This window comes from Streptomyces sp. NPDC127117, assembly GCF_042677325.1.
Classification (GTDB): Bacteria; Actinomycetota; Actinomycetes; order Streptomycetales; family Streptomycetaceae; genus Streptomyces.
Genome location: NZ_JBHXTM010000038.1, coordinates 15,341 through 38,819 on the forward strand (window position 1 = coordinate 15,341; position 23,479 = coordinate 38,819).

The 23,479-nt window shown below is 70.5% G+C and carries 24 protein-coding genes; 14 read left to right on the top strand and 10 right to left on the bottom strand.

What is annotated here, in order from left to right; all coding sequences use genetic code 11:
- Positions 1 to 201: 201 nt before the first annotated feature.
- Positions 202 to 669, bottom strand: a complete 468-nt coding sequence (locus ACFVH0_RS28160) for an RDD family protein (RefSeq protein ID WP_385824634.1) — start codon at positions 667 to 669, stop codon at positions 202 to 204.
- A gap of 254 nt (positions 670 to 923) precedes the next feature.
- Here ACFVH0_RS28160 and glnA point away from each other — a divergent pair, with 254 nt between their 5' ends.
- Both glnA and ACFVH0_RS28170 read left to right on the top strand, forming a co-directional pair.
- Positions 924 to 2,333: a type I glutamate--ammonia ligase gene (glnA, locus tag ACFVH0_RS28165; RefSeq protein ID WP_093543302.1), complete on the top strand. Its 1,410-nt coding sequence runs from the start codon at positions 924 to 926 to the stop codon at positions 2,331 to 2,333.
- 51 nt (positions 2,334 to 2,384) lie between these two features.
- Entirely contained in the window at positions 2,385 to 3,095 is a 711-nt protein-coding gene (locus ACFVH0_RS28170) for a hypothetical protein (protein ID WP_385824636.1), read from the top strand.
- A 500-nt stretch (positions 3,096 to 3,595) separates the two neighbouring features.
- Here the strand turns inward: ACFVH0_RS28170 and ACFVH0_RS28175 are convergent, their stop codons facing one another.
- Positions 3,596 to 4,306 (bottom strand): hypothetical protein, encoded by a 711-nt coding sequence (locus ACFVH0_RS28175; RefSeq protein ID WP_385824638.1) that lies wholly within the window; start codon positions 4,304 to 4,306, stop codon positions 3,596 to 3,598.
- A 408-nt stretch (positions 4,307 to 4,714) separates the two neighbouring features.
- On the opposite strand from ACFVH0_RS28175, the gene ACFVH0_RS28180 reads away from it, so the two are divergent.
- Positions 4,715 to 5,647 carry a helix-turn-helix transcriptional regulator gene (locus ACFVH0_RS28180; RefSeq protein WP_385824639.1) on the top strand — a complete coding sequence of 311 codons (933 nt, stop codon included), beginning with the start codon at positions 4,715 to 4,717 and terminating at the stop codon, positions 5,645 to 5,647.
- Between the two features lie 6 nt (positions 5,648 to 5,653).
- On the opposite strand, the gene ACFVH0_RS28185 is transcribed toward ACFVH0_RS28180, so the two are convergent.
- On the bottom strand, positions 5,654 to 6,139 hold the full coding sequence (locus tag ACFVH0_RS28185; RefSeq protein WP_385824641.1) for an FxLYD domain-containing protein: 486 nt from the start codon (positions 6,137 to 6,139) through the stop codon (positions 5,654 to 5,656).
- 159 nt (positions 6,140 to 6,298) lie between these two features.
- On the opposite strand from ACFVH0_RS28185, the gene ACFVH0_RS28190 reads away from it, so the two are divergent.
- The gene (locus ACFVH0_RS28190) at positions 6,299 to 6,739 is read left to right on the top strand and encodes a hypothetical protein (RefSeq protein WP_385824643.1); all 441 of its coding nucleotides are present in this window, start codon (positions 6,299 to 6,301) and stop codon (positions 6,737 to 6,739) included.
- 103 nt (positions 6,740 to 6,842) lie between these two features.
- Here ACFVH0_RS28190 and ACFVH0_RS28195 read toward each other — a convergent pair whose 3' ends face one another.
- Positions 6,843 to 7,112 (bottom strand): hypothetical protein, encoded by a 270-nt coding sequence (locus tag ACFVH0_RS28195; RefSeq protein ID WP_385824645.1) that lies wholly within the window; start codon positions 7,110 to 7,112, stop codon positions 6,843 to 6,845.
- Between the two features lie 119 nt (positions 7,113 to 7,231).
- On the opposite strand from ACFVH0_RS28195, the gene ACFVH0_RS28200 reads away from it, so the two are divergent.
- A complete protein-coding gene (locus ACFVH0_RS28200) occupies positions 7,232 to 7,591 on the top strand; it encodes an arsenate reductase family protein (RefSeq protein ID WP_385824647.1) in 360 nt (119 codons plus the stop codon).
- Positions 7,592 to 7,633: 42 nt separating this feature from the next.
- Here the strand turns inward: ACFVH0_RS28200 and ACFVH0_RS28205 are convergent, their stop codons facing one another.
- The gene (locus tag ACFVH0_RS28205) at positions 7,634 to 8,527 is read right to left on the bottom strand and encodes an alpha/beta fold hydrolase (RefSeq protein WP_385824650.1); all 894 of its coding nucleotides are present in this window, start codon (positions 8,525 to 8,527) and stop codon (positions 7,634 to 7,636) included.
- A 92-nt stretch (positions 8,528 to 8,619) separates the two neighbouring features.
- Here ACFVH0_RS28205 and ACFVH0_RS28210 point away from each other — a divergent pair, with 92 nt between their 5' ends.
- Positions 8,620 to 9,069: a MarR family transcriptional regulator gene (locus tag ACFVH0_RS28210; RefSeq protein WP_385824652.1), complete on the top strand. Its 450-nt coding sequence runs from the start codon at positions 8,620 to 8,622 to the stop codon at positions 9,067 to 9,069.
- Positions 9,070 to 9,125: 56 nt separating this feature from the next.
- Here ACFVH0_RS28210 and ACFVH0_RS28215 read toward each other — a convergent pair whose 3' ends face one another.
- Positions 9,126 to 10,034, bottom strand: a complete 909-nt coding sequence (locus ACFVH0_RS28215) for a Gfo/Idh/MocA family protein (RefSeq protein WP_385824654.1) — start codon at positions 10,032 to 10,034, stop codon at positions 9,126 to 9,128.
- Positions 10,035 to 10,243: 209 nt separating this feature from the next.
- On the opposite strand from ACFVH0_RS28215, the gene ACFVH0_RS28220 reads away from it, so the two are divergent.
- The 3 genes from ACFVH0_RS28220 (at position 10,244) to glnII (ending at position 14,001) form a co-directional block, all read left to right on the top strand.
- Positions 10,244 to 11,710 (top strand): hypothetical protein, encoded by a 1,467-nt coding sequence (locus ACFVH0_RS28220; RefSeq protein ID WP_385824656.1) that lies wholly within the window; start codon positions 10,244 to 10,246, stop codon positions 11,708 to 11,710.
- The gene (locus ACFVH0_RS28225; RefSeq protein ID WP_385824658.1) at positions 11,707 to 12,834 is read left to right on the top strand and encodes a hypothetical protein; all 1,128 of its coding nucleotides are present in this window, start codon (positions 11,707 to 11,709) and stop codon (positions 12,832 to 12,834) included. The genes ACFVH0_RS28220 and ACFVH0_RS28225 overlap by 4 nt, the downstream gene beginning before the upstream one ends.
- A gap of 132 nt (positions 12,835 to 12,966) precedes the next feature.
- Positions 12,967 to 14,001: a glutamine synthetase gene (glnII, locus tag ACFVH0_RS28230; protein ID WP_385824659.1), complete on the top strand. Its 1,035-nt coding sequence runs from the start codon at positions 12,967 to 12,969 to the stop codon at positions 13,999 to 14,001.
- Here glnII and ACFVH0_RS28235 read toward each other — a convergent pair.
- Positions 13,943 to 14,086: a phage DNA packaging protein J gene (locus tag ACFVH0_RS28235; protein WP_385824661.1), complete on the bottom strand. Its 144-nt coding sequence runs from the start codon at positions 14,084 to 14,086 to the stop codon at positions 13,943 to 13,945. The two genes, glnII and ACFVH0_RS28235, sit on opposite strands and share 59 nt — an antisense overlap.
- 50 nt (positions 14,087 to 14,136) lie before the next feature.
- Between ACFVH0_RS28235 and ACFVH0_RS28240 the strand changes: the two genes are divergently transcribed.
- Positions 14,137 to 15,048, top strand: a complete 912-nt coding sequence (locus ACFVH0_RS28240) for a DUF6891 domain-containing protein (RefSeq protein ID WP_385824663.1) — start codon at positions 14,137 to 14,139, stop codon at positions 15,046 to 15,048.
- Between the two features lie 343 nt (positions 15,049 to 15,391).
- Positions 15,392 to 16,012 carry a winged helix-turn-helix domain-containing protein gene (locus ACFVH0_RS28245; RefSeq protein ID WP_385824665.1) on the top strand — a complete coding sequence of 207 codons (621 nt, stop codon included), beginning with the start codon at positions 15,392 to 15,394 and terminating at the stop codon, positions 16,010 to 16,012.
- An 82-nt stretch (positions 16,013 to 16,094) separates the two neighbouring features.
- Here the strand turns inward: ACFVH0_RS28245 and ACFVH0_RS28250 are convergent, their stop codons facing one another.
- Complete coding sequence (locus tag ACFVH0_RS28250; RefSeq protein WP_385824735.1) at positions 16,095 to 18,185, bottom strand: MMPL family transporter; 2,091 nt, start codon at positions 18,183 to 18,185, stop codon at positions 16,095 to 16,097.
- Between the two features lie 301 nt (positions 18,186 to 18,486).
- Between ACFVH0_RS28250 and ACFVH0_RS28255 the strand changes: the two genes are divergently transcribed.
- Positions 18,487 to 19,755: a sensor histidine kinase gene (locus ACFVH0_RS28255; RefSeq protein ID WP_385824667.1), complete on the top strand. Its 1,269-nt coding sequence runs from the start codon at positions 18,487 to 18,489 to the stop codon at positions 19,753 to 19,755.
- A complete protein-coding gene (locus ACFVH0_RS28260) occupies positions 19,740 to 20,387 on the top strand; it encodes a LuxR C-terminal-related transcriptional regulator (RefSeq protein WP_385824669.1) in 648 nt (215 codons plus the stop codon). The genes ACFVH0_RS28255 and ACFVH0_RS28260 overlap by 16 nt, the downstream gene beginning before the upstream one ends.
- 53 nt (positions 20,388 to 20,440) lie before the next feature.
- On the opposite strand, the gene ACFVH0_RS28265 is transcribed toward ACFVH0_RS28260, so the two are convergent.
- Together ACFVH0_RS28265 and ACFVH0_RS28270 are read right to left on the bottom strand one after the other, a co-directional pair.
- On the bottom strand, positions 20,441 to 22,105 hold the full coding sequence (locus ACFVH0_RS28265) for an alpha-L-fucosidase (protein WP_385824671.1): 1,665 nt from the start codon (positions 22,103 to 22,105) through the stop codon (positions 20,441 to 20,443).
- A gap of 148 nt (positions 22,106 to 22,253) precedes the next feature.
- Positions 22,254 to 22,745, bottom strand: coding sequence for a MarR family winged helix-turn-helix transcriptional regulator (locus tag ACFVH0_RS28270; RefSeq protein WP_385824673.1), 492 nt, complete (start codon positions 22,743 to 22,745; stop codon positions 22,254 to 22,256).
- Between the two features lie 82 nt (positions 22,746 to 22,827).
- On the opposite strand from ACFVH0_RS28270, the gene ACFVH0_RS28275 reads away from it, so the two are divergent.
- Entirely contained in the window at positions 22,828 to 23,373 is a 546-nt protein-coding gene (locus ACFVH0_RS28275) for a carboxymuconolactone decarboxylase family protein (protein ID WP_385824675.1), read from the top strand.
- Positions 23,374 to 23,479 lie beyond the last annotated feature (106 nt).

The following is a 23,479-nucleotide window of genomic DNA, read 5'->3' on the forward strand; positions in this document are numbered from 1 at the left end:
CCCAGGGGCCCCTGGCCTAGGGGATTGGGGCGCCGGGGGGGGGCAACGTGGGGCTGACTGGGCAAGCCGTACCAGGCGGGGGGGCCCTAACCGGTTGGTTTCCCCCCCCCGCCTCTTCGTATGTCTTCGCCTCTTCGATGTCTTCCGGGCCCGTCTTCCGGCACCCGTACGGCGCCGTGACCCGCCGGTGGCGTTCCGGCCTCAGATACGGACCTGAACGGCGCGGGCCAGCCGGTCGTGCAGGCCGCGGCCGTCGCGGTCCCAGACCAGGGCCGGGATCGCCAGGCACAGCAGCACGCTCCGGACGATCACCCGCCCGAGCGTCAGCCGGCCACCGCTCTCGGCGACGACCCTGATGCCCAGGATTCGCTTGCCCGGCGTACAGCCGATGGTCCCGACGGTGAGCACGCTCAGTACGAGGAAGATGCCCACGGCCCAGTTGCCGGCCGCCTGCTGGTCACCGTGGGCGAACAGCCCGTATGCGATCAGGAGGCACAGGGCCCAGTCGATGAAGATCGCGCCGAAGCGCCGGCCGAGCGGCGCCACCGAACCCGGCCCGTTCTCGGGCAGGCCGAGTCGCTTGCCCCGGTAGCCGAAGTCGGCCCCCATCTCCTCGGCGGCCGCGCGCGGCCCGGAGAGCCACGATCCGATTGCTTGCCTGTTGTCCACCCGAACACGGTACTGCGCCCGCCGGGACGGGCTGCCGGGCGGGGGCCGCTACGGGCCCCCGGAGCGGCCGGGACACGGGTTCTCAACCGGCCACGAGGTGCCCGTCACACCCGGCTCGGTTAACTTCTGCGAAACAAATGGGTCATGCTTGAGAAATCCGGTCTGCCTATGGTCGGGTCCAGCGTGTGCCACCGCACTGGCCGCACCACGAGCTACAACCCCGTCCCTCCCGGGCCGGGAGTAGGAGGAGTTGGATGTTCCAGAACGCCGACGACGCGAAGAAGTACATCGCCGACAATGACGTCAAGTTCATCGATGTCCGGTTCTGTGACCTGCCCGGTGTGATGCAGCACGTCACCGTCCCGGCGGCGACCTTCGACCCGGCCGACGAGCTTGCCTTCGACGGCTCGTCGATCCGCGGCTTCCAGGCCATCCACGAGTCCGACATGGCGCTGCGCGCGGACCTGTCGACCGCCCGTGTCGACCCCTTCCGGCGCGACAAGACCGTCAACATCAACTTCTTCATCCACGACCCGATCACCGGCGAGCAGTACAGCCGTGACCCGCGGAACGTGGCCAAGAAGGCCGAGGCGTACCTCGCCTCCACCGGCATCGCCGACACCGCGTACTTCGGCCCCGAGGCCGAGTTCTACGTCTTCGACAACGTCCGTTTCCAGACGTCGGCGAACGAGAGCTTCTACCACATCGACTCCGAGGCAGGCGCCTGGAACACCGGTGCGGTCGAGAACAACCGCGGCTACAAGGTCCGCTACAAGGGCGGCTACTTCCCGGTCCCGCCGGTCGACCACTTCGCCGACCTGCGTGCCGAGATGTCCCTGGAGCTGGAGAACAGCGGCCTCCAGATCGAGCGCCAGCACCACGAGGTCGGCACCGCCGGCCAGGCCGAGATCAACTACAAGTTCAACACGCTGCTCGCCGCGGCCGACGACCTGATGCTCTTCAAGTACATCGTGAAGAACGTCGCCTGGCGCAACGGCAAGACCGCGACCTTCATGCCGAAGCCGATCTTCGGCGACAACGGCTCGGGCATGCACGTCCACCAGTCCCTGTGGGCCGGCGGCGACCCGCTGTTCTACGACGAGCAGGGTTACGCGGGCCTGTCGGACATGGCCCGCTACTACATCGGCGGCATCCTCAAGCACGCCCCGTCGCTGCTGGCGTTCACCAACCCGACGGTGAACTCCTACCACCGTCTGGTCCCGGGCTTCGAGGCCCCGGTCAACATGGTGTACTCGCAGCGCAACCGTTCGGCCGCGATGCGCATCCCGATCACGGGCTCCAACCCGAAGGCCAAGCGCGTCGAGTTCCGCGCCCCGGACCCGTCGTCCAACCCGTACCTGGCCTTCTCCGCGCTGCTGATGGCCGGCCTCGACGGCATCAAGAACAAGATCGAGCCCGCCGAGCCGATCGACAAGGACCTGTACGAGCTGGCTCCCGAGGAGCACGCGAACGTCCAGCAGGTCCCGACCTCCCTCCCGGCCGTCCTGGACGCGCTGGAGGCGGACAACGAGTACCTCCAGGCCGGCGGCGTCTTCACGTCCGACCTGATCGAGACCTGGATCGACTACAAGCGAACCAACGAGATCGCCCCGATCCAGCTGCGTCCGCACCCGCACGAGTTCGAGCTGTACTTCGACCTCTAAAGGACGGGGTCGGGCGACCTGGACCCTGGAGCGAAGCTCCGGAAACTGGCCGTGACCTGCGAGGGCCGCTACCCCATGACTGGGGTGGCGGCCCTCGCCGTGCCTGTGGGGCTGGGGCTACAGCTGCTGCTGTTGCTGCTGTTGCTGCTGCTGGCCCTGCTGCTGCTGTTGCTGCTGTTGCTGCTGTTGCTGTTGCTGTTGCTGCTGCTGTTGCTGCTGTTGCTGTTGTTGCTGCTGTTGGCCCTGCTGTTGCTGCTGCTGCTGTTGCTGCTGTTGCTGCTGCTGCTGTTGCTGCTGTTGCTGTTGCTGCTGTTGCTGCTGCTGTTGCTGTTGCTGCTGCTGCTGCTGCTGTTGCTGTTGCTGCTGTTGCTGTTGCTGCTGTTGCTGTTGTTGCTGTACCAGCCGCTGCTGCGGCACCAGGAACGTGGTGGTCCTACACGGGCACGCCCGCTGCGCGGCATTGAAGCCTGCCGTGAACGACGGGTCGACATTTACCTGAGGTGCTTTCGCTGGAGCCGATGCCACCACGGCAGTTGGAGGCGTGGCACCGAATGCTTCCCCGGCGTATCCCGCGGGGAGCGCCAGAGCGGCGATCAGCACCGGGCTGAGCCTGACGAGGAATCGCTTTCCGCGCATGATTTCGTCCCTTCGACTGCTGGACCGAAACATGGTCGCTCGTTGATGAACGGCCGTCTCCAGCAGGATCACACGCAGCACAGCACGTATCAAGAAACCAACTATCCTAGGAGTGTGACTACCTGACACGTCAGCCGAAAGGGTAGACATTCCCCCGCGCGGCCTCTGAATGCCCAGAATTCTGATGCGACAGTCCGGTTCACTCCTAGCCTTTGGGCTGATGAGAATGAAGAAGCCAATCTTGCGGAACATCGGTGTCGCAACGGCAGCCACCTTCTGTTTGACTGCCGGCGTACTGACCACATCAGCGAGTGACTCCGTTGCCACGCCACGGAATTCGCAAGCCACGCCGTCGGAACTCAAGTGCTATACGACCACCGGAAATCCGGACGAGGTCGTGTGCTACCGGGTTTCGAAGCGGGTCCTGAACGCGGGGGACGGCCGACTCACGTTCGTGCCCTTCCTCATTCAGGTGCCCACGCCCTCCGATCCCCCGACGCCGTCCGTCGTGAACGTTCTGCCGTCGTGAGGTTTTCTCGTCGTCGAGCGTCGTCGAGCGCGTAACCCGCATCGTGCCGCGGGTTACGCGCTCGTGGTGGCGGCATGTTGACCGCCGGACAGTCCCGTCAGCCAGTGGCAGCACCGCCGATGCCTGCACCACCGGTCACGTCACCGGCACCAGCACCACCGGTGGCCTCGCCACCGATGCCTGCACCACCGGTCACATCACCGGCACCAGTACCACCAGTGGCCTCGCCACCAGTACCCGCACCACCGGTCACATCACCGGCACCAGTACCACCAGTGGCCTCGCCACCAGTACCCGCACCACCAGTCACATCACCGGCACCAGTACCACCAGTGGCGGCACCACCAGTACCCGCACCACCGGTCACATCACCGGCACCAGTACCACCGGTCGCGGCACCACCAGTACCCGCACCACCGGTCACATCACCGGGCGCAGGAGTACCAGGCACCGGAGTACCAGGCACCGGAGTACCGGGCACAGGAGTACCGGGCACAGGAGTGCCAGGCACCGGAGTACCGGGCACAGGAGTACCGGGCACCGGAGTACCGGGCACCGGATTATTCGTAGCCGTACCGCCGGTGGCGTTACCGCCGGTGGCGTTGACGTTAAGCAGCAGGTTCTGGATCTGCTGCTGTTGCTGCTGTTGTTGCTGTCGCTGCTGCTGTTGTTGCTGCTGCTGCTGTTGCAGCCGCTGCGGCGCGAACCCGGGCCTGCACTCCGCCTTGAACCCGACGCCGTAGCCCGCTATGAACGCCGACTGCTGGTTCAGCGGGAACTGCGGCAGATAGCTGCTGGCCCTGTTCACGCACAGCCGGCCGTCGGCCTGGCCGCGAACCACGCCGACGCCGAATCCGGGATCTCCAGGTCCGACCAAGGGTGCTTTCGAGGGTGCTGCAGACACAGCAGCTGTCGGTGTTGAAGCACCCAACGCGTCTCCGGCGAGACCCACGGGTACCGCCAGGGAGGCGATGAGCACTGGGCTGAGTCGGACTAGGTACCGCTTGCCACGCATGATTTTCTCCCTTCGGCCACTGGAACGGAAGGGCATTCGTTCAGGAAGGTGTTCCTTCCCAGCGCCTGGTAACGGCCGGACGCCACTTCCAGCAGCAGCTTCACACGTGACTCAGCACACAACCAGAAAGCGACTATCCTAGGAGTGGAAGTCCCCCGGTAATGGCCATCCGTAATAGTCGTCCAGCAGAGGGATCGGCGGATGAATTACGACCAACGGCGAGCGGAGCTCGCGGACTTCCTCAGAACACGACGGGTGGCTCTTCAACCGGAAGAAGTCGGCCTGCCGACAAGGACGTCGCGACGCACCCCGGGCCTCCGGCGCGAGGACGTCGCCGACCTGGCCGGCATCAGTGCCTGCTGGTACACGCGGCTGGAGCAGGCGCGGGACATCCGGGTCTCGGACCATGTGCTCAATTCGCTGGCCGAGGCCCTGCGTCTCAATGCCGAAGAACGTGGTCACCTGCTGGCGCTGGCGAGCGAGGACGCGCGTTCCAGTGCACACGTCCCCACGGACGGTGTTCCTCCGGCTCTCCAGCGCATTCTGGACAGCCAGCATCCGCATCCGGCATTCGCCCTCGGTCCTCGTTTCAACATTCTTGCCTGGAATCAGGCACGGACCGATGTCTACGGCGATCTGAACGAGATTCCCGCCGAGCACCGCCATATACTGTGGCTTTTCTTCGGCGGTTACATGCGTGAGCTGATCCAGAACTGGGAGCAGTGCGCCCGATCCGTGCTGGCCGAGTTCCGCGCGGCCACCGGACTGTACGTCCACGAGCCCTGGTTCACCTCGCTGGTCCGCGAACTGAGCCGGAACAGCACGGAGTTCCGCAGTTGGTGGCGGCAGCACGAGATCGAGGGACACCATGTGGCCGCCCGGGAGCTGAGACACCCGTCCGTCGGCCGCATGGTCCTGGAGGAGTGTGCGCTCATCGTCGACGACTGCTCTGACCGGCGGATCGTCCTGGAGATTCCCCAGCCCGGCACCGGCACCGAGAACAAGCTGGCGGAGCTGTCCTGCCGCTCCCGCTCCCGGGCCCAGTCCCAGTGGGCGCGGAACGCGCCGATGCGGGCTCCGACGCACGGGCCGCAACGGCCGGCCTCGTGGGAGCAGCGCCGCCACCGCTTCTGACAGCGGTCAGTGGCGCAGCGCCGCGCCCACGTCGGCCTTGACGTCGCCGGACAGCTTGCGGTTGCTGCGGGCCGTGGCGTCCTTGGACGAACCGGCACCGACGTCGTCGACCGTCACCACCGTCGTGTCGAGCAGATTGCCGTTCCCGTCACGGAAGTTGACCTGTACCGCGTACGACTTCTTCGAGTCGGCGCTGTTGGTCACGGTGACCTTCGCGGTGGCGCGGCCGTCGCTGTCGGTGCTCGGTTTGCCCAGTTCGACATCGCCCTTGGCGTTCACGCCGTTCTTGAAGTTCTTCATCTTCTCGCCCGCGGCGGCCGTCGCCGAGGCCACCACATCGGATCCCCTGGATGCCACCGATGCCGCGGCGGACGCGGCCTTGGAGGCCGTGCTGGAGGCGCTGCCGCCGTCGTCGGAACAGGCCACGGCGGTCGACATCACGGCCGTCGTCAGCAGTACGGCCCACAGGCCTCGCGCGGTTCTCGTCGTCATCGTGCCTCCCAGCACTCGCCCCTCGCCAGTCAAAGGGGCCGCGGCCCGGCCCGCATGCTGTGTACGCCGGACGGGTGGGTGGCCCGGTGGGCCCCCGGGACACCGAAAGGGGCCGGCGCCGGGTCGCGGCATGGCGGAGGGCGGACGAGGCTGAGAGGCATGAGCGATCAGGACCCGGGTGGCGCCCCCGAGGCGTTGCGGCACCGTCGGCGGCGGCTGTGGCCGTGGGTGCTGCTCCTGGCCGTGCTCGTGCCGGCCGGTGCTGCCGCCGTGGCCGTCGAGGTGGTCTCCGGTGAGCTGTCCAGGGAAGGGGAACGGCCGCTGCGGATCACGTACGAGGTCACCGGCACCGCCGAGGATGTCACCATCACCTATCCCACCTGGCAGAACGGCTATCTCTCGACCGCGCGGCTGACTCCGCGGACCCTGCCGTGGGCCGGGGAGACGCGGACCAGGGGCTTCATGAGCGGCGGCTCCTTCGCCGTCACCATCGGCGCAGCGGGCGGCGAGGTCGCCTGTGCCGTGACGGTGGACGACGGGACCGTCCGGACCGCCACGGCCTCCGGCGCCTTCGCCACGGCCACCTGCGACGGGTTCTGATCCGGCCCGACGCGACCCGGCCCGAGGCGACCCGGACGTGCGCGCGTGGCCGTGCCCCCTGCCCCGTAGGGCTCGGGGGCACAGCCATCGGCTGCGTCGGCCGTCAGCGGCCGTAGCGGATCAGGGCGCGGACCATGCGGCAGGTGGTGTCGGACGGCGGGTGGATTCCGACGCGCTCCGCGGTCGTGCGTATCTTGTCGTTGGTCGCGGTCGAGGGGTAGTAGACGCCCGTGTCGAGCAGGGCGATCGCCAGGCGCATGGCCTTCAGGCGGCGGTTGTGGGAGACGTACCACTCGCGGGGCCGGCCCGCGGGGAGCGGCTTCTTCTGCAGGGGCTTGTGGAGCGGCTTGGTCGTGACTGCGGCAACGGCCATGGGCAACCTCCTGGCACGATCGTGGAACCCTCACGAACTGCCTCCATTTTACTGCCCGGCACTGACAATCGCCGCTGGCCAGAAGGGCTTTCGGGGATCCCTCGCGTACCTTTGGCCCCATGGAGATCTGGATCAATCCCGCGTGTTCGAAGTGCCGCAGCGCGGTGCAGCTGCTCGACGCGGAGGGCGCCGAGTACACCGTCCGCCGCTACCTGGAGGATGTGCCCTCGCCGGACGAGATCCGGGCCGTGCTCGACCGGCTCCGGCTGGAGCCGTGGGACATCACCCGGACGCAGGAGGCCGACGCCAAGGAGCTCGGCCTCAAGGAGTGGCCGCGCGAGGCCGGTTCGCGTGAGCGGTGGATCTCGGCCCTCGCCGAGCACCCCAAGCTCATCCAGCGGCCGATCATCACCGCGGACGACGGGACCGCCGTCGTGGGGCGCACGGACGAGGCGGTACGCGACGCGCTGGGGCGTTGAGCATCCGCGGGCGGCCCGCGCGACAGCCCGTACGACGGCCCGTCACCCGATGAGGTCCCCGCTTTCGGCCTCGCCGGGGTCCGCACCTGGATCCGCGATGAAGTCCGCGATCCCGCGGTTCAGTTCGGCGGCCGTCGGTCCGTACAGCGGCAGCGTGTGGTGCGTCGCTCCGGGGATCGTCGCCGTCGTCACGCGCGGGAGCAGCCGGGCCGCCGCGGCGGCGACGCGGGCCGGGTCATGGGCCCGGCCGCGTCCGGCGAGCAGGACCAGGGCCGGTACGTCGAGTCCGCGCAGGGCCTCGGGCGTGGGGCGGGGACCGGTGACCGGGCGGCCGGACGGGAAGCCGGCGGCCGCGTCCCGCAGCCGCAGCCAGGCCGGGTCGAGCGCGGCGCCGCCCGTCTCCCACTCCAGGAAGGCCCGCGTCTGCTTCGCGCTCGGCCGGAGCAGCATCGGCAGGGCGCGCAGCAGGTAGCCGGGCCGGAAGCCGGCGAAGCACTGCGTCGGGTCCACCAGGACCAGCTTCCGGACGCGGTGGGGCGCGTGCAGGGCGTGGTGCAGGGCGATCCAGGCCCCGTAGGAGTGCCCGCCCAGCGCGGTGCGGTCGGCGCCCAGTCCGTCCAGTACCCCGTCGAGCCATGCCGTCAGGTCCGTCACCGTACGGATCGGGCGCTCCCCCGCGACGCTGCGGCCCGGCTCGCCGATCAGGTCGACGGCGTGGACGCGGTGTGCCCGGCCCAGGTGGGCCGCCTGGGCGTACCAGACGGTGGAGGTGGCGCCTCCGCCGGCCAGCAGCACCAGGGGCGGGGCGTCCCCGGGGCCGCAGCTGTTGACGTGAGTGGTGCCGTACGGGGTGGTGACCTGGGAGTACGTCGTTCCGGCGGGCCAGTTGGCCGCCAGGACCTCCTCGTACGCCTCATCGAACGACGTGGCTGTCATGGATGCCTCCCCGGTCGTGACCGCTCCTGTCAGCCCCTGGATATTATCTCGCTCAGCGAGATAATGGACTCGCCGAGGCGGAAGGAGCGTCGATGAGTGAGCAGGGTCCGGAGCTGGAGACCGTCCATCTGCTGCGCAAGGTGACCGTCGAATTCGGGCTGCGCCAGGCCGAGTTCGCGGCCCTTCACCAGATGCACAGCACCGATGTCCGCGCCCTGATCTGTCTGCTGGACGCCGAGCGGGCGGGCACGGACGCCACCGCCGGGTGGCTCGGCGCACAGCTCGGGCTCAACTCCGCGGGCACCACCGCCGTCATCGACCGGCTGGAACGGCTCGGCCACCTCACCCGCGCCCGCGACCCGCGCGACCGGCGGCGCGTGCTGCTGGCGGTCGACGAGCGGGCGGTGGAGCTGGGGTGGTCGTTCTTCGGGCCCCTGATCGACTCCACGGTGGCGGTTCTGCGCGACTTCGACGAGAAGGAGGCGGCAGCCGTCCGGCGCTTCCTGTACGCCGCGCACGAAGCGGTCACCTCGATCCCCTGACCACCTCGTGGCGATCGGCCGGCCCCGGCGTCCGGCGCCGCCCGGCCTTCGGGCCGCTACTTGCCCGCCTGCTTCTCCGCCTCCGCCAGCAGCTCCGTCAGACGCAGCCCGAACCGTACGTCGCACGGGTGCGGATCCCCCGTACGCACCGAATGGATCAGGGCGTCGACCGCCGCCCGGAACGCGCCGGTCGCGTCGCTCCAGCGCGGCAGGGCGGCCGTCCCCTGTTCGCCCCTCAGCTCGATCTCCGTACCGACCGCGCCCACGGGTGCTCCCAGTGCGAGCGTCACCGTGCTGGACGCACCGGAGGTGTGGCGGAGGATGAGGTGGGTGGTGTCGGACGGGCCGCGGGCCGCGGTCAGTCCGGTCACATCGCCCAGCACCGGGATCAGGACCGACAGGACGTGCGGGCCGACGTCCCACAGACCGCCCTTGTCGCGGCGCCACTGCGAGGCGTACTCGTTGGTCGCGCCGGGGGCGAACAGCGCACCGATCCACTCGGCCCGGGCGGTGAACCAGCCGTCCAGGGCGGCCTGTTCGGCGATCCATGCCGACGTCTCGGCCGCGAACCGCAGGGTACAGAAGACGACGGAGGCGACCCCGGTCTGCTCTGCGGCCCGGACGACCTCGCGGGCTCCCGCGACGGTGGTCGCGACCGGTTTGTCCAGCAGCAGATGACGGCCGGTGGCCGCGGCGCGGGCGGCGAGCGGGGCCTGGACGTCCGGCGGCAGGGCGAACGCGACGGCGTCACTGGCGGCGAAGAGCTCGTCGATGCCCGCCTCACCGGTGTATGCCTCGGTGCCGTGCGCGGCGGCCAGCTCCTGAGCGGCCTCGGGGCGGCGGCCCCACACGCCGCTCAGTACGACGCCGGGGTGGGCGGCGAGGGCGGGGGCCTGGGTGTTCCGTGCCCAGGGGCCGGTACCGACGAGGCCGATGCGCATGGGGGTCGCGGGAAGTGTCGTCATGGGGCCAGTCTGCCGGTTTCGCCCGGGCGATCCGGTATTGAGTTGGCGGAGAGTGACCTTCATGGTTACGTTTGCGGGGCCGGCCGCGGGACTCCGGCGCGACTTCCGGGACTTGCCTATGAAGCAATAATTTCGCTGTTCGCGCCCCCATTCCCCGGCCGGCGCTCCGCCCCCGCGTGCGGCGGAGCGCGACACCCACGGGGGAAACCATGACCACCAGCACCGGGACCGACGCCGGCCTCGTCGCGGCCGAGGACGTACTCCTGTTCGTCAACGCGGCGATCACCGCGACCGGGCAGCGCGAGTTCCGCTCGACCGCGTACCAGCAGCAGCTCTCGCTGGACTTCCTCCATGAGTACGTACGGGTCAACTACCGCCGGGTGTACGCCGCCTCGCTCGCCCTCGACATCAACGACCACAACGCGGCGCGCATCGTCCGGGGCCTGCTGGAGCACGCGGCCGACGCGAGCGCCGGGGAGAAGCGCACCGAGGGCCGGCTGATCGCCGCCCGGCTGGAGAAGCTGCCGCCGCAGCGCGTGTACCGGCTGTTCCGGGAGCTGCGCGTGGCCAAGGTGAACAACCGGCGCACCCGCGCGATCATGCGGGACTGGCTGACCGCCCGGCCCGATCCGGCGCACGACGCGGTGAAGTACCGCTCCGGCCTGAAGACCGCGGCCCGCCACGCCCACCTCGGGCTCGACGGTTCCGGCGAGCTCGGGGACTTCCTGTTCCGGCCCCGGCACCGGCCGGGTTACCGGCATCAACTGCTCGACGCCTGGCGGCGCGCCCACTACGCGCAGGGGGCGGCCGAGGAGCTGCCGTTCACGGTCGCCGAGGGCTTCGCCGCCCGGCGCGGGGTGAAGCGCGAGGTGTTCCTGGAGCGGATGGCGCCGCGGATGACGCGGCTGGAGCGGCTGCGGACCCTGACGCAGCGCACCGGCGCCGGCGATGCGCCGCTGCCCGCCGATGTGGACCTGACCGTGATGCCGCTGACCCGGCTCGCCCTGTTCGTGCTGTCGCTCGGCTTCGAGGCGCGGCGGCGCCACCGCGAGGAGCTGACCCGTGCGCTGCGCACGGCGGCCCGTCGCGCGGCGGGCCCGCATGCCGGGAGCTGGGGCCGGGTCGCCGCCGTACTGGACGACAGCTACTCCTCGTCCGGGTCGGGCGAGAAGCGGCGCCGCCCGCTCGCCGTGGCGCTGGCCTGCCACTTCCTGCTGGAGGCGCTGGCCGCGCCGGGTTCGTACACCGCGCTGTGGACTTCGGACCGTACCGATCCGCTGCTGGTCAGGCCGTGGGGGCCGACCCCGCTCGGCTTCCGTGTGCTGGACGCCCTGGAGCACGGCCCCGACCGGCTGGTCATCGTCTCGGACGGCTGGGACAACGCACCGCCCGGACTCGCGGGCGAGGTGCTCCGGGTCTGGCGGGCCCGGCTCGACCCGGACCGGCGTACCGCGGTGGTCCATGTGAACCCCGTATACGACGCGGACGCCTTCGATGTGCGGCGGCTCTCGCCGAGCGTGCCCACGGCGGGAATCCGGGACGCGGAGGACCTGCCGGCGCTGGTGGAGCTCGCGGGGTTCGCCGAGGGACGTACGGGAGCGGCGGCGCTGTACGCCTATCTGGACCGGCAGGTGGCGCGGTTCGTGGGCGACGGAGGGGCGGGAGCAACATCGTGAACAGGCTCGAACTGACCGGGCTCACCACCCGCCCCGCCCAGGTGTGGGGCGGCATCCGGCTGGTGCCGCTGGTGCGCGAGCGGCCGGTCGAGGGGCTGCGGCTGCACGAGGAGCTCTACACGGACCACGGGCACGGCATCGTGGACATCGGGCCGCGCACGCACTACACCTCGGTCATCCCGCACGGCTTCGTCGCCGACTGGTCCGGCGAGGGCGAGCAGTCCGTCGCGTACGGTACGCAGCTCGGCGCCACGGCCGGGGGCCGGCCGCCTCGGACCGCGCGGCTCCAGCGCCACCGTCACCACCGGATGGCGAAGCGCCGGCCGGGCGACCGGCTGCGTTTCCTGCCGCTGCACCTCGCGCTGGAGGGCTATCTCTCACTGCACTTCGGCGGCCCGGCCATCGCCTGGGAGGAGTGGTCGCGCCAGGCGCTGCGCGACGGGCTGTCGCCACGCGCCGAGGACGCGTACATGGGGTGGTCGGTGCGCGGGCTCGGCGCGGCGCTCCGGGTCTTCGAGATCCATCCGAACCAGTGCGGAGTGATGGTGTACGCGGCCGACGCGCTCGCCGCCGCGTTCGTCGTGCCGCACCCGGACGACTACCGGCTGCTGCACCCGTCGCTGGTCGAGGACCTGTACGGCGAGCTGATCCACCAGTACGCGCTGTACGGCGCTCCCGTGCCGGAGTTCGCGGCACGGATACCCGACGGTCCGCACCTCGGGACGCTCGCCGGGCTGCGGGCGGCGGCGCGGGCCCAGGAGCGCGAGTGGGCCGAGGCGCACGACACCCTGTTCGCGGGCGAACTGCTGGACAGCTCGTACGCCTTCGACCGGGTGTACCGGATGGGCCCGTTCACGCTGTGGCGGTTCCTGCCGCCGTTCCTGCCGGGCGGGGCCGGGCAGCACATCGGTGAGACGATCACCGACCACAAGGGGCGGGTCGCGTACCTGAAGACGTTCCGGCTGTCCGAGGCCCAGATCAGGCGCGGCCATCTGCTGCACCGGCTCGCCGACGCGGACTGGCGGCTGCCGCGGGCGGCCGAGGCACTGGGCACCACCGAGGAGGAAGTGGTGCGCCGGATCCGGGCGGCGGGCTTCGAGTCGCTGCTCAGGGCCCGTGCCTGAGACCGGCCGCAACGGACGGAACCTCGGTAACACGGGGTTCACATTCGGGCAACGGACGGGAAATCGCGTCTTGCGAAGCTGCGCTGCGTAGACCGGACCGCAGCACCGCAGCACCCGCAAAGGATGGCTTCCGTGACGTTCAAGGCTGAGTACATCTGGATCGACGGCACCGAGCCGACCGCCAAGCTCCGCTCCAAGACGAAGATCATGGCCGGGAGCCCCGCACGGGACGTCGCGGAGCTGCCGATCTGGGGCTTCGACGGTTCGAGCACCAACCAGGCCCAGGGCCACGCCTCCGACCGGGTGCTGAAGCCGGTCTTCTCCTGCCCTGACCCGATCCGCGGCGGCGACGACATCCTGGTGCTGTGCGAGGTCTTCGACATCGACATGACGCCGCACGCGTCCAACACCCGGGCCGCGCTGCGCCCGGTGGCCGAGCGGTTCGAGGGCCAGCAGCCGATCTTCGGCATCGAGCAGGAGTACACCTTTTTCGACGGCCACCGGCCGCTCGGCTTCCCCGAGGGCGGCTTCCCGGCCGCGCAGGGCGGCTACTACTGCGGGGTCGGCGCCGACGAGATCTTCGGCCGCGAGATCGTCGAGAAGCACCTCGACAACTGCCTGAAGGCGGGTCTCGGCATCTCCGGCATCAACGCCGAGGTCATGCCCGGCCAGTGGGAGTTCCAGGTCGGCCCGCTGTCCCCGCTGGAGGTCTCCGACCAGCTGTGGGTCGCCCGCTGGCTGCTGTACCGCACCGCCGAGGACTTCAACGTCTCCGCGACCCTGGACCCGAAGCCGGTGAAGGGCGACTGGAACGGCGCGGGCGCGCACACCAACTTCTCCACCGAGGCGATGCGCAAGGGGTACGACGCGATCATCACGGCGTGCGAGTCGCTGGGCGAGGGCTCGAAGCCGATGGACCACGTCAAGAACTACGGCGCGGGCATCGACGACCGGCTGACCGGCCTGCACGAGACCGCCCCCTGGAACGAGTACAGCTACGGCGTCTCCGACCGCGGCGCCTCGGTCCGCATCCCGTGGCAGGTCGAGCAGGACCGGAAGGGCTACATCGAGGACCGCCGCCCGAACGCCAACGTCGACCCGTACGTCGTCACCCGCCTGATCGTCGACACCTGCTGCACCGCACTGGAGAAGGCCGGCCAGGTCTGATCCCGCTCCGCCGTCCGTACAGGGGGCGCCCACCCGGCTGGGGTGGGCGCCCCCTCGTCGTGGCGTCACGCGGTGACCGCCGCACCGCTTCCCCGGCCCCGGGCCGTTGTCAGTGGGCCGTGTCAGGGTTGGCGCATGCTCGAAATCAAGGTGGAGACCGAGAACTCCGAGACGTACACCCGCATTTCGGAGCGGGCGCTGAGCGACCTGGTGCACCGGATCGGCTTGAAGGGCGACCGGTTCCTGGTCGTGCAGCGCATACCCGACATCCCGGGGACCTTCGTGCAGGTCTGGTTCGATCACGGTGACGGATACCAGCTGGAGCGCCGCTCCGGTGGCCCCGCCACACACCACCGGGCCGTGATCGGCTCGCCGGAGCGGGTCGCCGGGCTGATGACCCGCTGGGCACGCCAGGAGCCGGAGTGGGACGCGGGCGTGGAGTGGGAGAGCGCCGGGATGCCGGAGGCGGAGCCCGTGCCGGAGATCCCGGCGGAGATCCGGGCGCAGCTGGAGGAGCGGATACGGGTGCTGCTCCGCTGCGGGTACGGGACGGTCCAGGAGCTCTCCCGGGCGGCCGAGGACCACCTGGTGAAGGACGGCATGCATCCGGTGACGGACGCACAGGCGCGGCAGCTGGTCGAGCGGCTGTGGCTGGAGCGGGTCGAGGAGCAGCGGCAGTGGCCGGAGGTGACCGACGCGGACCGGCTGACGCGGGCGTTCGCCCGGCTGGACCAGGGCGGGATCACGGCGAGGGAGCATTTCACCTGCTGCCGGTCGTGCGGTCTCGCCGAGATCCGGGGCGCCGGGCGGCAGGATGCGCGCGGCTTCGTCTTCTTCCACACTCAGGGCACCGAGAGTGCCGCGTCGGGGCACGGTCTGACGCTGTACTACGGCGGGTTCGGCGAGGCGGCGGACGAGACCGCCTTCGTGGGCCGGGAGGTCGTCGAGGCGCTGGGCGATGCGGGGCTGACGGTGGAGTGGGACGGGTCGCCGGACCGGGCGATCGAGCTGACCGGTCTGGACTGGCGCAAGCGGCTGGTGGGTTGAGCCGGTCGCGGGGCGATGCGGAGAACGGCCCGCCGGTTGCGGGGCCGTACGAGACGCCCTGGTGAGGAAGGTAACGCAAAGGGTCCGTATCGACGGGTGGAAGAGGTCTGCTCCGGCGTCCGGTTCTCTGGTTCAATGGGGACATGGCCAGCTTCCAGCACACCTCGACAGGTCGCAGCGACCTCGAACCGTTCTGGCCGTCCCGTCAGCACCATGACTTCGACCGGGTGTGTTGTCGCGCGTTGAACGCGCAGGCCCTCTAAAGCCGCTCACCCCGGCCTTCGGCCCGCGCGCAAGCAAGTCCGTCCACCGACGACTCCTTCGCGCGAAAGAGCTGACCCTCATGGCGAACACCCGTACCTTCTCCGCCGCGACCGCTGCCACCTCAGCGCCCTCGGCGACCGCTGCGGCCACCACCTCCGCCCGCTCCCTCCCGCCCAACCGCCACCGGCTGCGTGCCGTCGACCCCGACGAGGTCGTCCAGCTCGCCGATGTGGCCGAGTTCCTGCCGCCGGGTGCCACCTGGCTGCCCGCACCCCAGCACACCGTTCCGGCGCTGCCGGGCCGGCCCCCGATGGTCGGCTACCTGGTGCTCGTCCCGGCCGACCAGCAGCCCGCCGTCAACGCGGCCACCGCCGCGGCCGCCCAGTTCGTGGTGCCGGCGCCGGTGGCGGACCCGGCCGCGGGGCCGGTGCTCATCGACCCCGTGCAGCGCACCGCCGCGGTGGACGGGAACACGCTCGACCTCACCTACCTGGAGTTCGAGCTGCTCGCCCATCTGGTCGCGCACCCGCACCGGGTGCACACCCGCGACCAGTTGGTGACCACCGTCTGGGGCTACGGGCACGTGGGCGACGGGCGCACCGTCGATGTCCACATCGCCCGGCTGCGCCGCAAGCTGGGCGCCGAGCACCGCCGTTCGATCCAGACGGTGCGGCGCGTCGGCTACAAGTACACGCCCTGACGTGTCGGAAGTCGTGTGAAGCGGCCCTGGTCCGGCGCGTTCCGGACCAGGGCCGCTCCATGTGCCGGGCGGGCCGGCCCGGTCAGCCGGGTCGCCCGGACCCCACCGGCTCCCGCTCCGGCCCGTCGTGCTCCAGGCTCGGCAGCCGGGTCAGGGCGCGCGGGGTGCGCCAGTTCCGCTCGCCCAGCAGGGCCATCACCGAGGGCAGCAGAACCATCCGTACGACCGTGGCGTCCAGCAGCACCGCGACGGCGAGGCCGACGCCCATCTGCTGCATGTCCTGCATCGACAGCGTCCCGAAGACCGCGAAGACCGCGACCATGATCACGGCGGCGCCGGTCACCGCGCCCGCCGTCCGCCGGACGCCCTCGTCGATCGCGGCCCGGGTGGTCAGTCCCCGGTCGCGGGCCTCGCGGATCCGGGAGACCACGAACACGTGGTAGTCCATGGAGAGTCCGAACAGGACGACCAGGACGAAGAGCGGCATCCAGGACTCGATCGCGCCGACCCCCTCCGAGCCGATCAGCGAAGCTCCCCAGCCGTGCTGGAAGACGGCGACCATCACCCCGTAGGCGGCGGCCACGGAGAGCAGATTGAGCACGATCGACGTCACGGCGATGACGTACGAGCGGAAGCAGAACAGCATCAGCAGGAAGGTCACCGCCGTGATGAAGGCGAAGACGGGGACGATGCCGCGCTTGAGCTGTTCGTTGAAGTCGACGGAGCCCGCGGTCTCCCCGGTCACGTACACCTGGGCACCGGTGGCGTCGAACGCGGCGGGCAGCCGCTCCTCGCGGAGTTCCGAGAGCGAGGCCCGCCCGTGCGGGAGCGGTACCTCGATCTCGGCGACGTTCTGCGCCTTGTGGACGGTCACCCGCTCGAAGCCGTCGAGCGCCTTGCGCAGCGCGGGGGCCTCGATGTCGTCGGCCTTGACCACCACGCGGGCCGGATCGGGGCCGCCGGGGAAGCTCTCGCTGATCTCCCGGTAGGCGACCGAGAGCTGTGACTGGGAGCCGAACTGCTTCTCCAGGCCCAGCTCTTCGGTCCTCATGCCGACGGCGGGCGCGGCCAGGGCCAGCAGGACGACGACCGAGGCGACCGCGAAGGTCTTCGGCCTGGACAGCACCGGCCTGAGCACCCTGCCGGCGATCCCGCCGCCGGTGCGGGCGCGCCGGCTCCCTCGCCGGCCGAGGAAGGGCAGCCGCCCCGCTTCGACCCGGTCGCCCAGCCAGGACAGCAGCGCGGGCAGCACCGTCACCGAGCCCAGCACGGCGACGAGGACCACGATGATGGTGGCGAGCGCGAAGCCCTTGAACAGCATCAGGCCGGACAGGAACATGCCGGCCATCGCGACCGTCACGGTGAGCCCGGAGACCAGCACCGCCCGGCCGCTGGTCGCCGCCGCGATCCGCAGGGCCGTCTCCGCGTCGTGTCCCGCCGCCCGCTCGTCGCGCTCGCGCCGCAGATAGAACAGGCAGTAGTCGACGCCGACGGCGAAGCCCATCAGGAACATCACCGAGTACGTGGTCTGGAACAGGTGCAGCCGGTGGCTGGCGAGCGAGAGCAGACCGAAGGCGGCCATGCACGCGGTGAGCGCCAGGCCGACCGGGAGGAGCGCCGCGACGACGGCGCCGAAGGCGACCAGCAGAATGCCGAGGGCCAGGGGGACGGCGGTGAATTCGGCCTTCTTGAAGTCCTCGGAGAGCAGGTCGCCGAGCCATTTCCCGGCGCTGGCCTCGCCGAACTGGTGGATGGTGACGTCCGGGTGGCCGGCCCGGACTCCGTCCACCGCGTCGAGCACGGGCTGCACCCGGTCCGGAGCCGTCGCCGCGTCCCCCTTCAGTTCGAAGGTGATCAGTGCGTCCTTGCCGTCCCGGGAGGGGACCGGTGCTGCCGGGTCCGCCACCTCGCCGGTCCTGCCGAGGGCCGCGGAGAGCTCGCGGGCGGCGCCCTTCCAGTCCCCCGCCCTCGGGGCGGACACCATGACCAGCTCGCCTGCGGGCTGCCCGAGTCCGGCGTCGTCGAGGATCTGCTCGGCCCGCGCCGAATCACCCGCACCGTTCTCCGAGTCGGACATCTCGACCAGTCCGGACGCTCCGCCGATGCCTGTGGCGAGCACGACGAAGAGCAGCCAGCCGAGAATGGCGGTCCTGCGGTGGTGCGCGCTCCACATACCGATGCGTGCCGCGAGGTTGCGCCTCATGGCGTGTTCGCCCCCAGAAGTCAGATGTAGCCGGAAGTACGCGGCTCCGGACACGGCGCCGCGGGTGGACGCCGATGAATCTAGGAACGCGGGGCCGCCCGCCCCAGCCGTCAAAACCCCCTCCCCCGGAGCCGTAGGGCGAGGTCGGCGGGGTGGTGCTGGGTACACCCCGCCCGGGTGGTGAAACGGCTGACGCCCGAGGTCACCACCGGGTGAGACTGTCTGCGGAGCGGGTCCGGCAGGAGGATCCGACGAGGGGAGACGGGCCGGGATGAACGCGATACAGGGACGGACAAGGGCCGCGATGCTGGCCGCCGGGCGCGGACTCGTGCTGTCGGTCGCGAGCCTGGTCACTTCGATCACGCTCTTCGTATGGGCCGTGCTCTCGATCGCCTTCATCCCGCTGGGCGTCGGCCTGTTCACCACCCCTTACGTACTGGAGCTGGTCCGCAAGCACGCCAACCGGCGCCGGTTGCTCGCGGTCACCTGGTCCGACGTCCGCATACCGGTCCCCTACCGCCCCTTCCCGAAGGATCTGCGTACCGGGTTCACCGGGCAGGTGGAGCGGACCACGCTGATGCTGAAGGATCCGGCGACCTGGCGCGACATCGAGTGGCTGCTGGTCGACATGACAGCCGGCTATGTGGTCGCGACCCTGGCCGCCGCGCTGTTCATCTATCCGCTGGAGGGTCTCGTGCTGGCGGCCGGGCTGTGGCGGGTCTTCACCGACGACGGCTACTGGTACGGCTTCGTCCGGGTCTCCAGCCAGGCGACGGGCCTGGCCGCCGCCGCGCTCGGTGCGGCGCTGTTCGCGACCGGGGTGCTGGTCAGCGAGCGGCTGCTGCGGCTGCACTTCGTGATCGCCCGCGCGATGCTGGCCCCCACCCAGGACGAGGAGCTGGTCCGGCGCATCGACCGGCTGACCGAGACCCGGCACGAGGCCGTGGACACCGCCGCCTCCGAACTGCGGCGCATCGAGCGGGATCTGCACGACGGCGCGCAGGCCCGGCTGGTCGCGATGGGTATGAGTCTGGGCACCGTGGAGGCGCTGATCGAGAAGGACCCGGCGCAGGCGAAGAAGCTGCTGGCCATGGCCCGGGAGTCGTCGGCCGAGGCGCTCACGGAGCTGCGCGACCTGGTCCGGGGCATCCACCCGCCGGTCCTCGCCGAGCGCGGACTCGGGGACGCGGTGAGGGCGTTGGCGCTGCGGCTGCCGTTCGAGTCGGAGGTCGGGGCGGAGCTGGGCGGCCGGATGGACGCCGCGGTCGAGTCGGCGGCGTACTTCGCGGTGAGCGAGACGCTGACCAACGCCGCCAAGCATTCGGGGGCGGACCGCGTCTGGGTGGACATCCACCACGAGGACGCCATGCTGCGGATCTCCGTCACCGACAACGGCCGGGGCGGTGCGACGGTCGGCGGCGGATCCGGACTGAGCGGAATCGAACGCCGACTCGGTACATTCGACGGCATCATGGCCGTCAGCAGCCCCGCGGGCGGTCCCACCATGGTGACCATGGAGATCCCTTGCGAGTTGTCCTAGCCGAAGATCTCTTCCTGCTGCGCGACGGCCTGGTCCGCCTGCTGGAGGCGTACGACTTCGAGATCGCGGCAGCCGTCGAGAGCGGGCCCGAACTGACCCGCGCCTTCGCCGAGTCGGAGCCGGACGTCGCGATCGTCGATGTCCGGCTTCCGCCGTCCCACACGGACGAGGGCCTGCAGTGCGCGCTGGCGGCCCGGCAGGCGAAGCCGGGGCTGCCGGTGCTCGTGCTCTCCCAGCACGTGGAGCAGTTGTACGCGCGCGAGCTGCTGGCGGACGGCAACGGCGGCATCGGCTATCTGCTCAAGGACCGGGTCTTCGACGCCGAGCAGTTCGTCGACGCGGTGCGCAGGGTGGCGGCGGGCGGCACCGCGATGGACCCGCAGGTGATCTCGCAGTTGCTGTCGCGACGCTCGCAGGACAGGCCGATGAGCATGCTCACCCCGCGCGAGCTGGAGGTCATGGAGCTGATGGCGCAGGGCCGTTCGAACGTGGCGATCGCCTCGCAGCTGGTGGTCACGGAGCGGGCGGTGGCCAAGCACACCTCGAACATCTTCGGGAAGCTCTCGCTGCCGCCGTCCGACGACGACAACCGCCGGGTCCTCGCGGTCCTCGCCTATCTGGACCGGGGCTGAGCGGCACCCCGGCCGCGCGGCCCCCGGGGCGACGGGGCCGCGCGACCATGGGGTCACGGCGTGGTGCTCAGGTGCAGCGTCGTCGCCCCCAGGTGCGGGGCGGCCCGGGACTCCAGCACCTTCACCCGCACCGAGGTGGCGGTGAGAGGCGAGGCCAGGGACAGGATGCGGCGGTGGCCGATGGTGGTGCCCTCGGCGATCCGCTGCCAGCTCCCGCCGATGCGGGCCTCGACGGCGAACCTCTCCACCCGCTGCCCGTGCCGGATGTCCTCGCGGACGGCGATCCGGTCGAAGGTGTACGGGGCTGGGCCCTGCTTGCGCACATCGGTGCCGTAGATGCGGCGTACGTCGGAGCCGAAGGCGGTCAGTGACGCGATGTCGGCGTCGTCGATCCGGCCGTCCTTGTTCGGCGGGACGTTGAGCAGCAGGGAGGCGTTGCGGCCGACGCTCTTCTCGTACAGGTCCATCAGCTGGGCGGGCGTCTTGGGCTTCTCGTTCCGGTGGTGGAACCAGCCGGGCCTGATCGAGACGTCCGCCTCGGCCGGGTACCACTGCAGATAGTTGACCGTCGGGTCGAGGATTCTGTCGCGGGAGCCGATGTCGGGATCGGTCGAGTCGTTGGGGAGGCTGCCGAGTCCCGTCCACGGGTCCGTGATGTGCGGGGTGACGCTCCACTCGGTCTCGCGGGCGATGCCGTTCTCGTTGCCGACCCAGCGCACGCCCTGCGGGCCCTGGAAGACGACGGTGTTCGGCGAGAGGGCCTTCACCATGTCGAACCACTGCTTGACGTCGTACTTCTGGGTGATGCCGGAGCCGGACCAGGGGTTGGCGCCGTCCAGCCAGAGTTCCTCGATCGGGCCGTACTGGGTGAACAGTTCGTAGAGCTGGTTGAGGTAGTACGTGTCGTAGTCGTCGGCCTTCACCCGGAAGGTGGGCAGCCGGCCGCTCCTGACGGCGGCGGCGCGGTCGTCGCCGGGGACGAGGGTGGGGATCGTGCGCTCGGTGACCGGGCTGCCGTTGCCGAAGCGGCCGGCTCCGGCCGGGGCGCGGTCGCCGTCCTCCAGGGCCATGCGCTCGGGCAGGCTGAGCGGTTTGCCCTCGGCCTGCTTCGCGCGGATCTCGTCGACCCAGCGGGCGTGCCAGGCGTGCGGGAGTTCGGCGCCGTCGGAGGGCGAGAGATAGAGCCCGACCTTGAGGCCCGCCTTACGGGCGGCCTTCACATAGGCGCCGACGACATCGGGGCTGCCGGGGCTGAGCGCGACCGAGTGGTCGGTGTAGCGGCTCGGGTAGAGCACGAAGCCGTCGTGGTGCTTGGCGGTGAGCATGACCTGTTCGACACCGGCGGCCTTGTAGGCGCGCATCCACTGGTCGGCGTCGATGGCCTTGGGGGCGAAGAGCTTCTCGTCCTCCGTTCCCGAGCCCCACTCGCGGCCGGTGAAGGTGTTCATCCCGAAGTGCGTGAAGGCGGTGACCTCCCGCTGCTGCCAGGCCAGTTGGCCGGGCGTGGGCACGATGTTCGCGGCCTTCTCGATGATCCGGTCGGGGCTGTCGCAGGACTCCACCGTCATCTGCGAGGCGGGCTTCACCGGCGCGGTGCACGGCGTGCCCGGTGGCGCCGGCCGCTGGTGCGCGGGCTGCTGCGCGGTCGCCTGTACGGGGACGAGCGCGGCGGCCGCCGCCAGTGCGAGCGCACTGAGCACACGGGTGCGTCGTGCCATGGTTCCCTCCCGTTCCCGACCAGCATTGGTCGGATCTCTTGGGTGCCGACGTGGGCATGCTGCCGCACACATGGACCAACGGGAAGGGTGCGTACGAGATACGTCCTATCTCTCGTACGCAAAGTCCAAGCGCGCCCCGGTGGCGGGCTCAGTCGTTGAACCAGCCCGGCACATCGAGCCGGAAGGCGCCCTCGGGCACCATCGCACGCAGATCCGCCTCCATCGCGCGCACCCGGTCGGCGCCGAGCGCCTCGACCCAGCGGGCGCGCAGCCGGTCGAACCCCTCGGCGGACTTGACCAGGACGTCCACGCCCCGCGCGGTCAGCCGGACCAGCTTGCGCCGGCCGTCGCGGGGGTCGTCGACGCGCTCCACGTACCCGAGCCCTTCGAGCCTCTCCACGGTCTTGCCGGCGGCCTGCTTGGAGACCCCGAGCCGCCGGCCGATCTCACTGGCCGTCGCCCCGTCGCGGCCGACGGCCTGGAGCGCGTAGCCGTACGCCGGGCGGACCTCGGCGTGTCCGCGTTCGGCCAGGTCGCGGTGCAACTCGTCGATGATCGACCGGAATCCGGCGAACAGCAGCAAGGGCAGCTCGAAGCCCGCCGCGTCCGCCCCGGACGCCTCCCCCCGTCGCTCAGCCATTGCAGAACTCGACAACCTGGTTTACCTTTTCGTCAATCACGTTGTCGATTTTAGTCCCTCCAGCCATCAGGAGAGGTCAGTCATGCCCGTTTTCGCGTTCCCCGACCACACCCTCGAATCCGCCCCCGACGCCGCCCGCCGCACCATGGCGGCGGTGGCGGAGAAGCAGGGCCATCTGCCCTCCGCCGTCGCCCGGCTCGCCACCTCGCCGGAGCTGCTCGACGGCTTCCTGAGGAGCAGCGCCCTCTTCGAGTCCACCACCCTGGACCCGCTCTCCCGCGAGGTCGTGATCATGACGATGGCGACCGGCAACGACTGCCACATCTGCGTGGCGATGCACACCGCGAAACTCACCGCGCTCGGCGCGGACCCCGGACTGATCGCCGCCCTGCGCGAGCAGCGGGCGCTGCCGGACGAACGGCTGGAGGGGGTACGGGAGTTCACCCTCACCGTGCTCGCGACGGCCGGCGCCGTGGACGATGCGGCCCTCCGAGCGTTCCTGGCGCACGGATACACCGCCCGCAACGCTCTGGAGGTCGTCCTCGGCATCGGCACGTACACCATGTCCACGCTGGCCAACCGGATGACCGGGGCGCCCGTCGACCCGCAACTGGCCGCCTTCGCCTGACCGCCGCCGCGCGCCCGGTCACCCCGGCGTGCGGCCGAACAGCTGGTTCGGCACGAACCCGCCGTACGCCCCGTTGCCCGCCCCCTCACCCGTCATTAACGTGCGC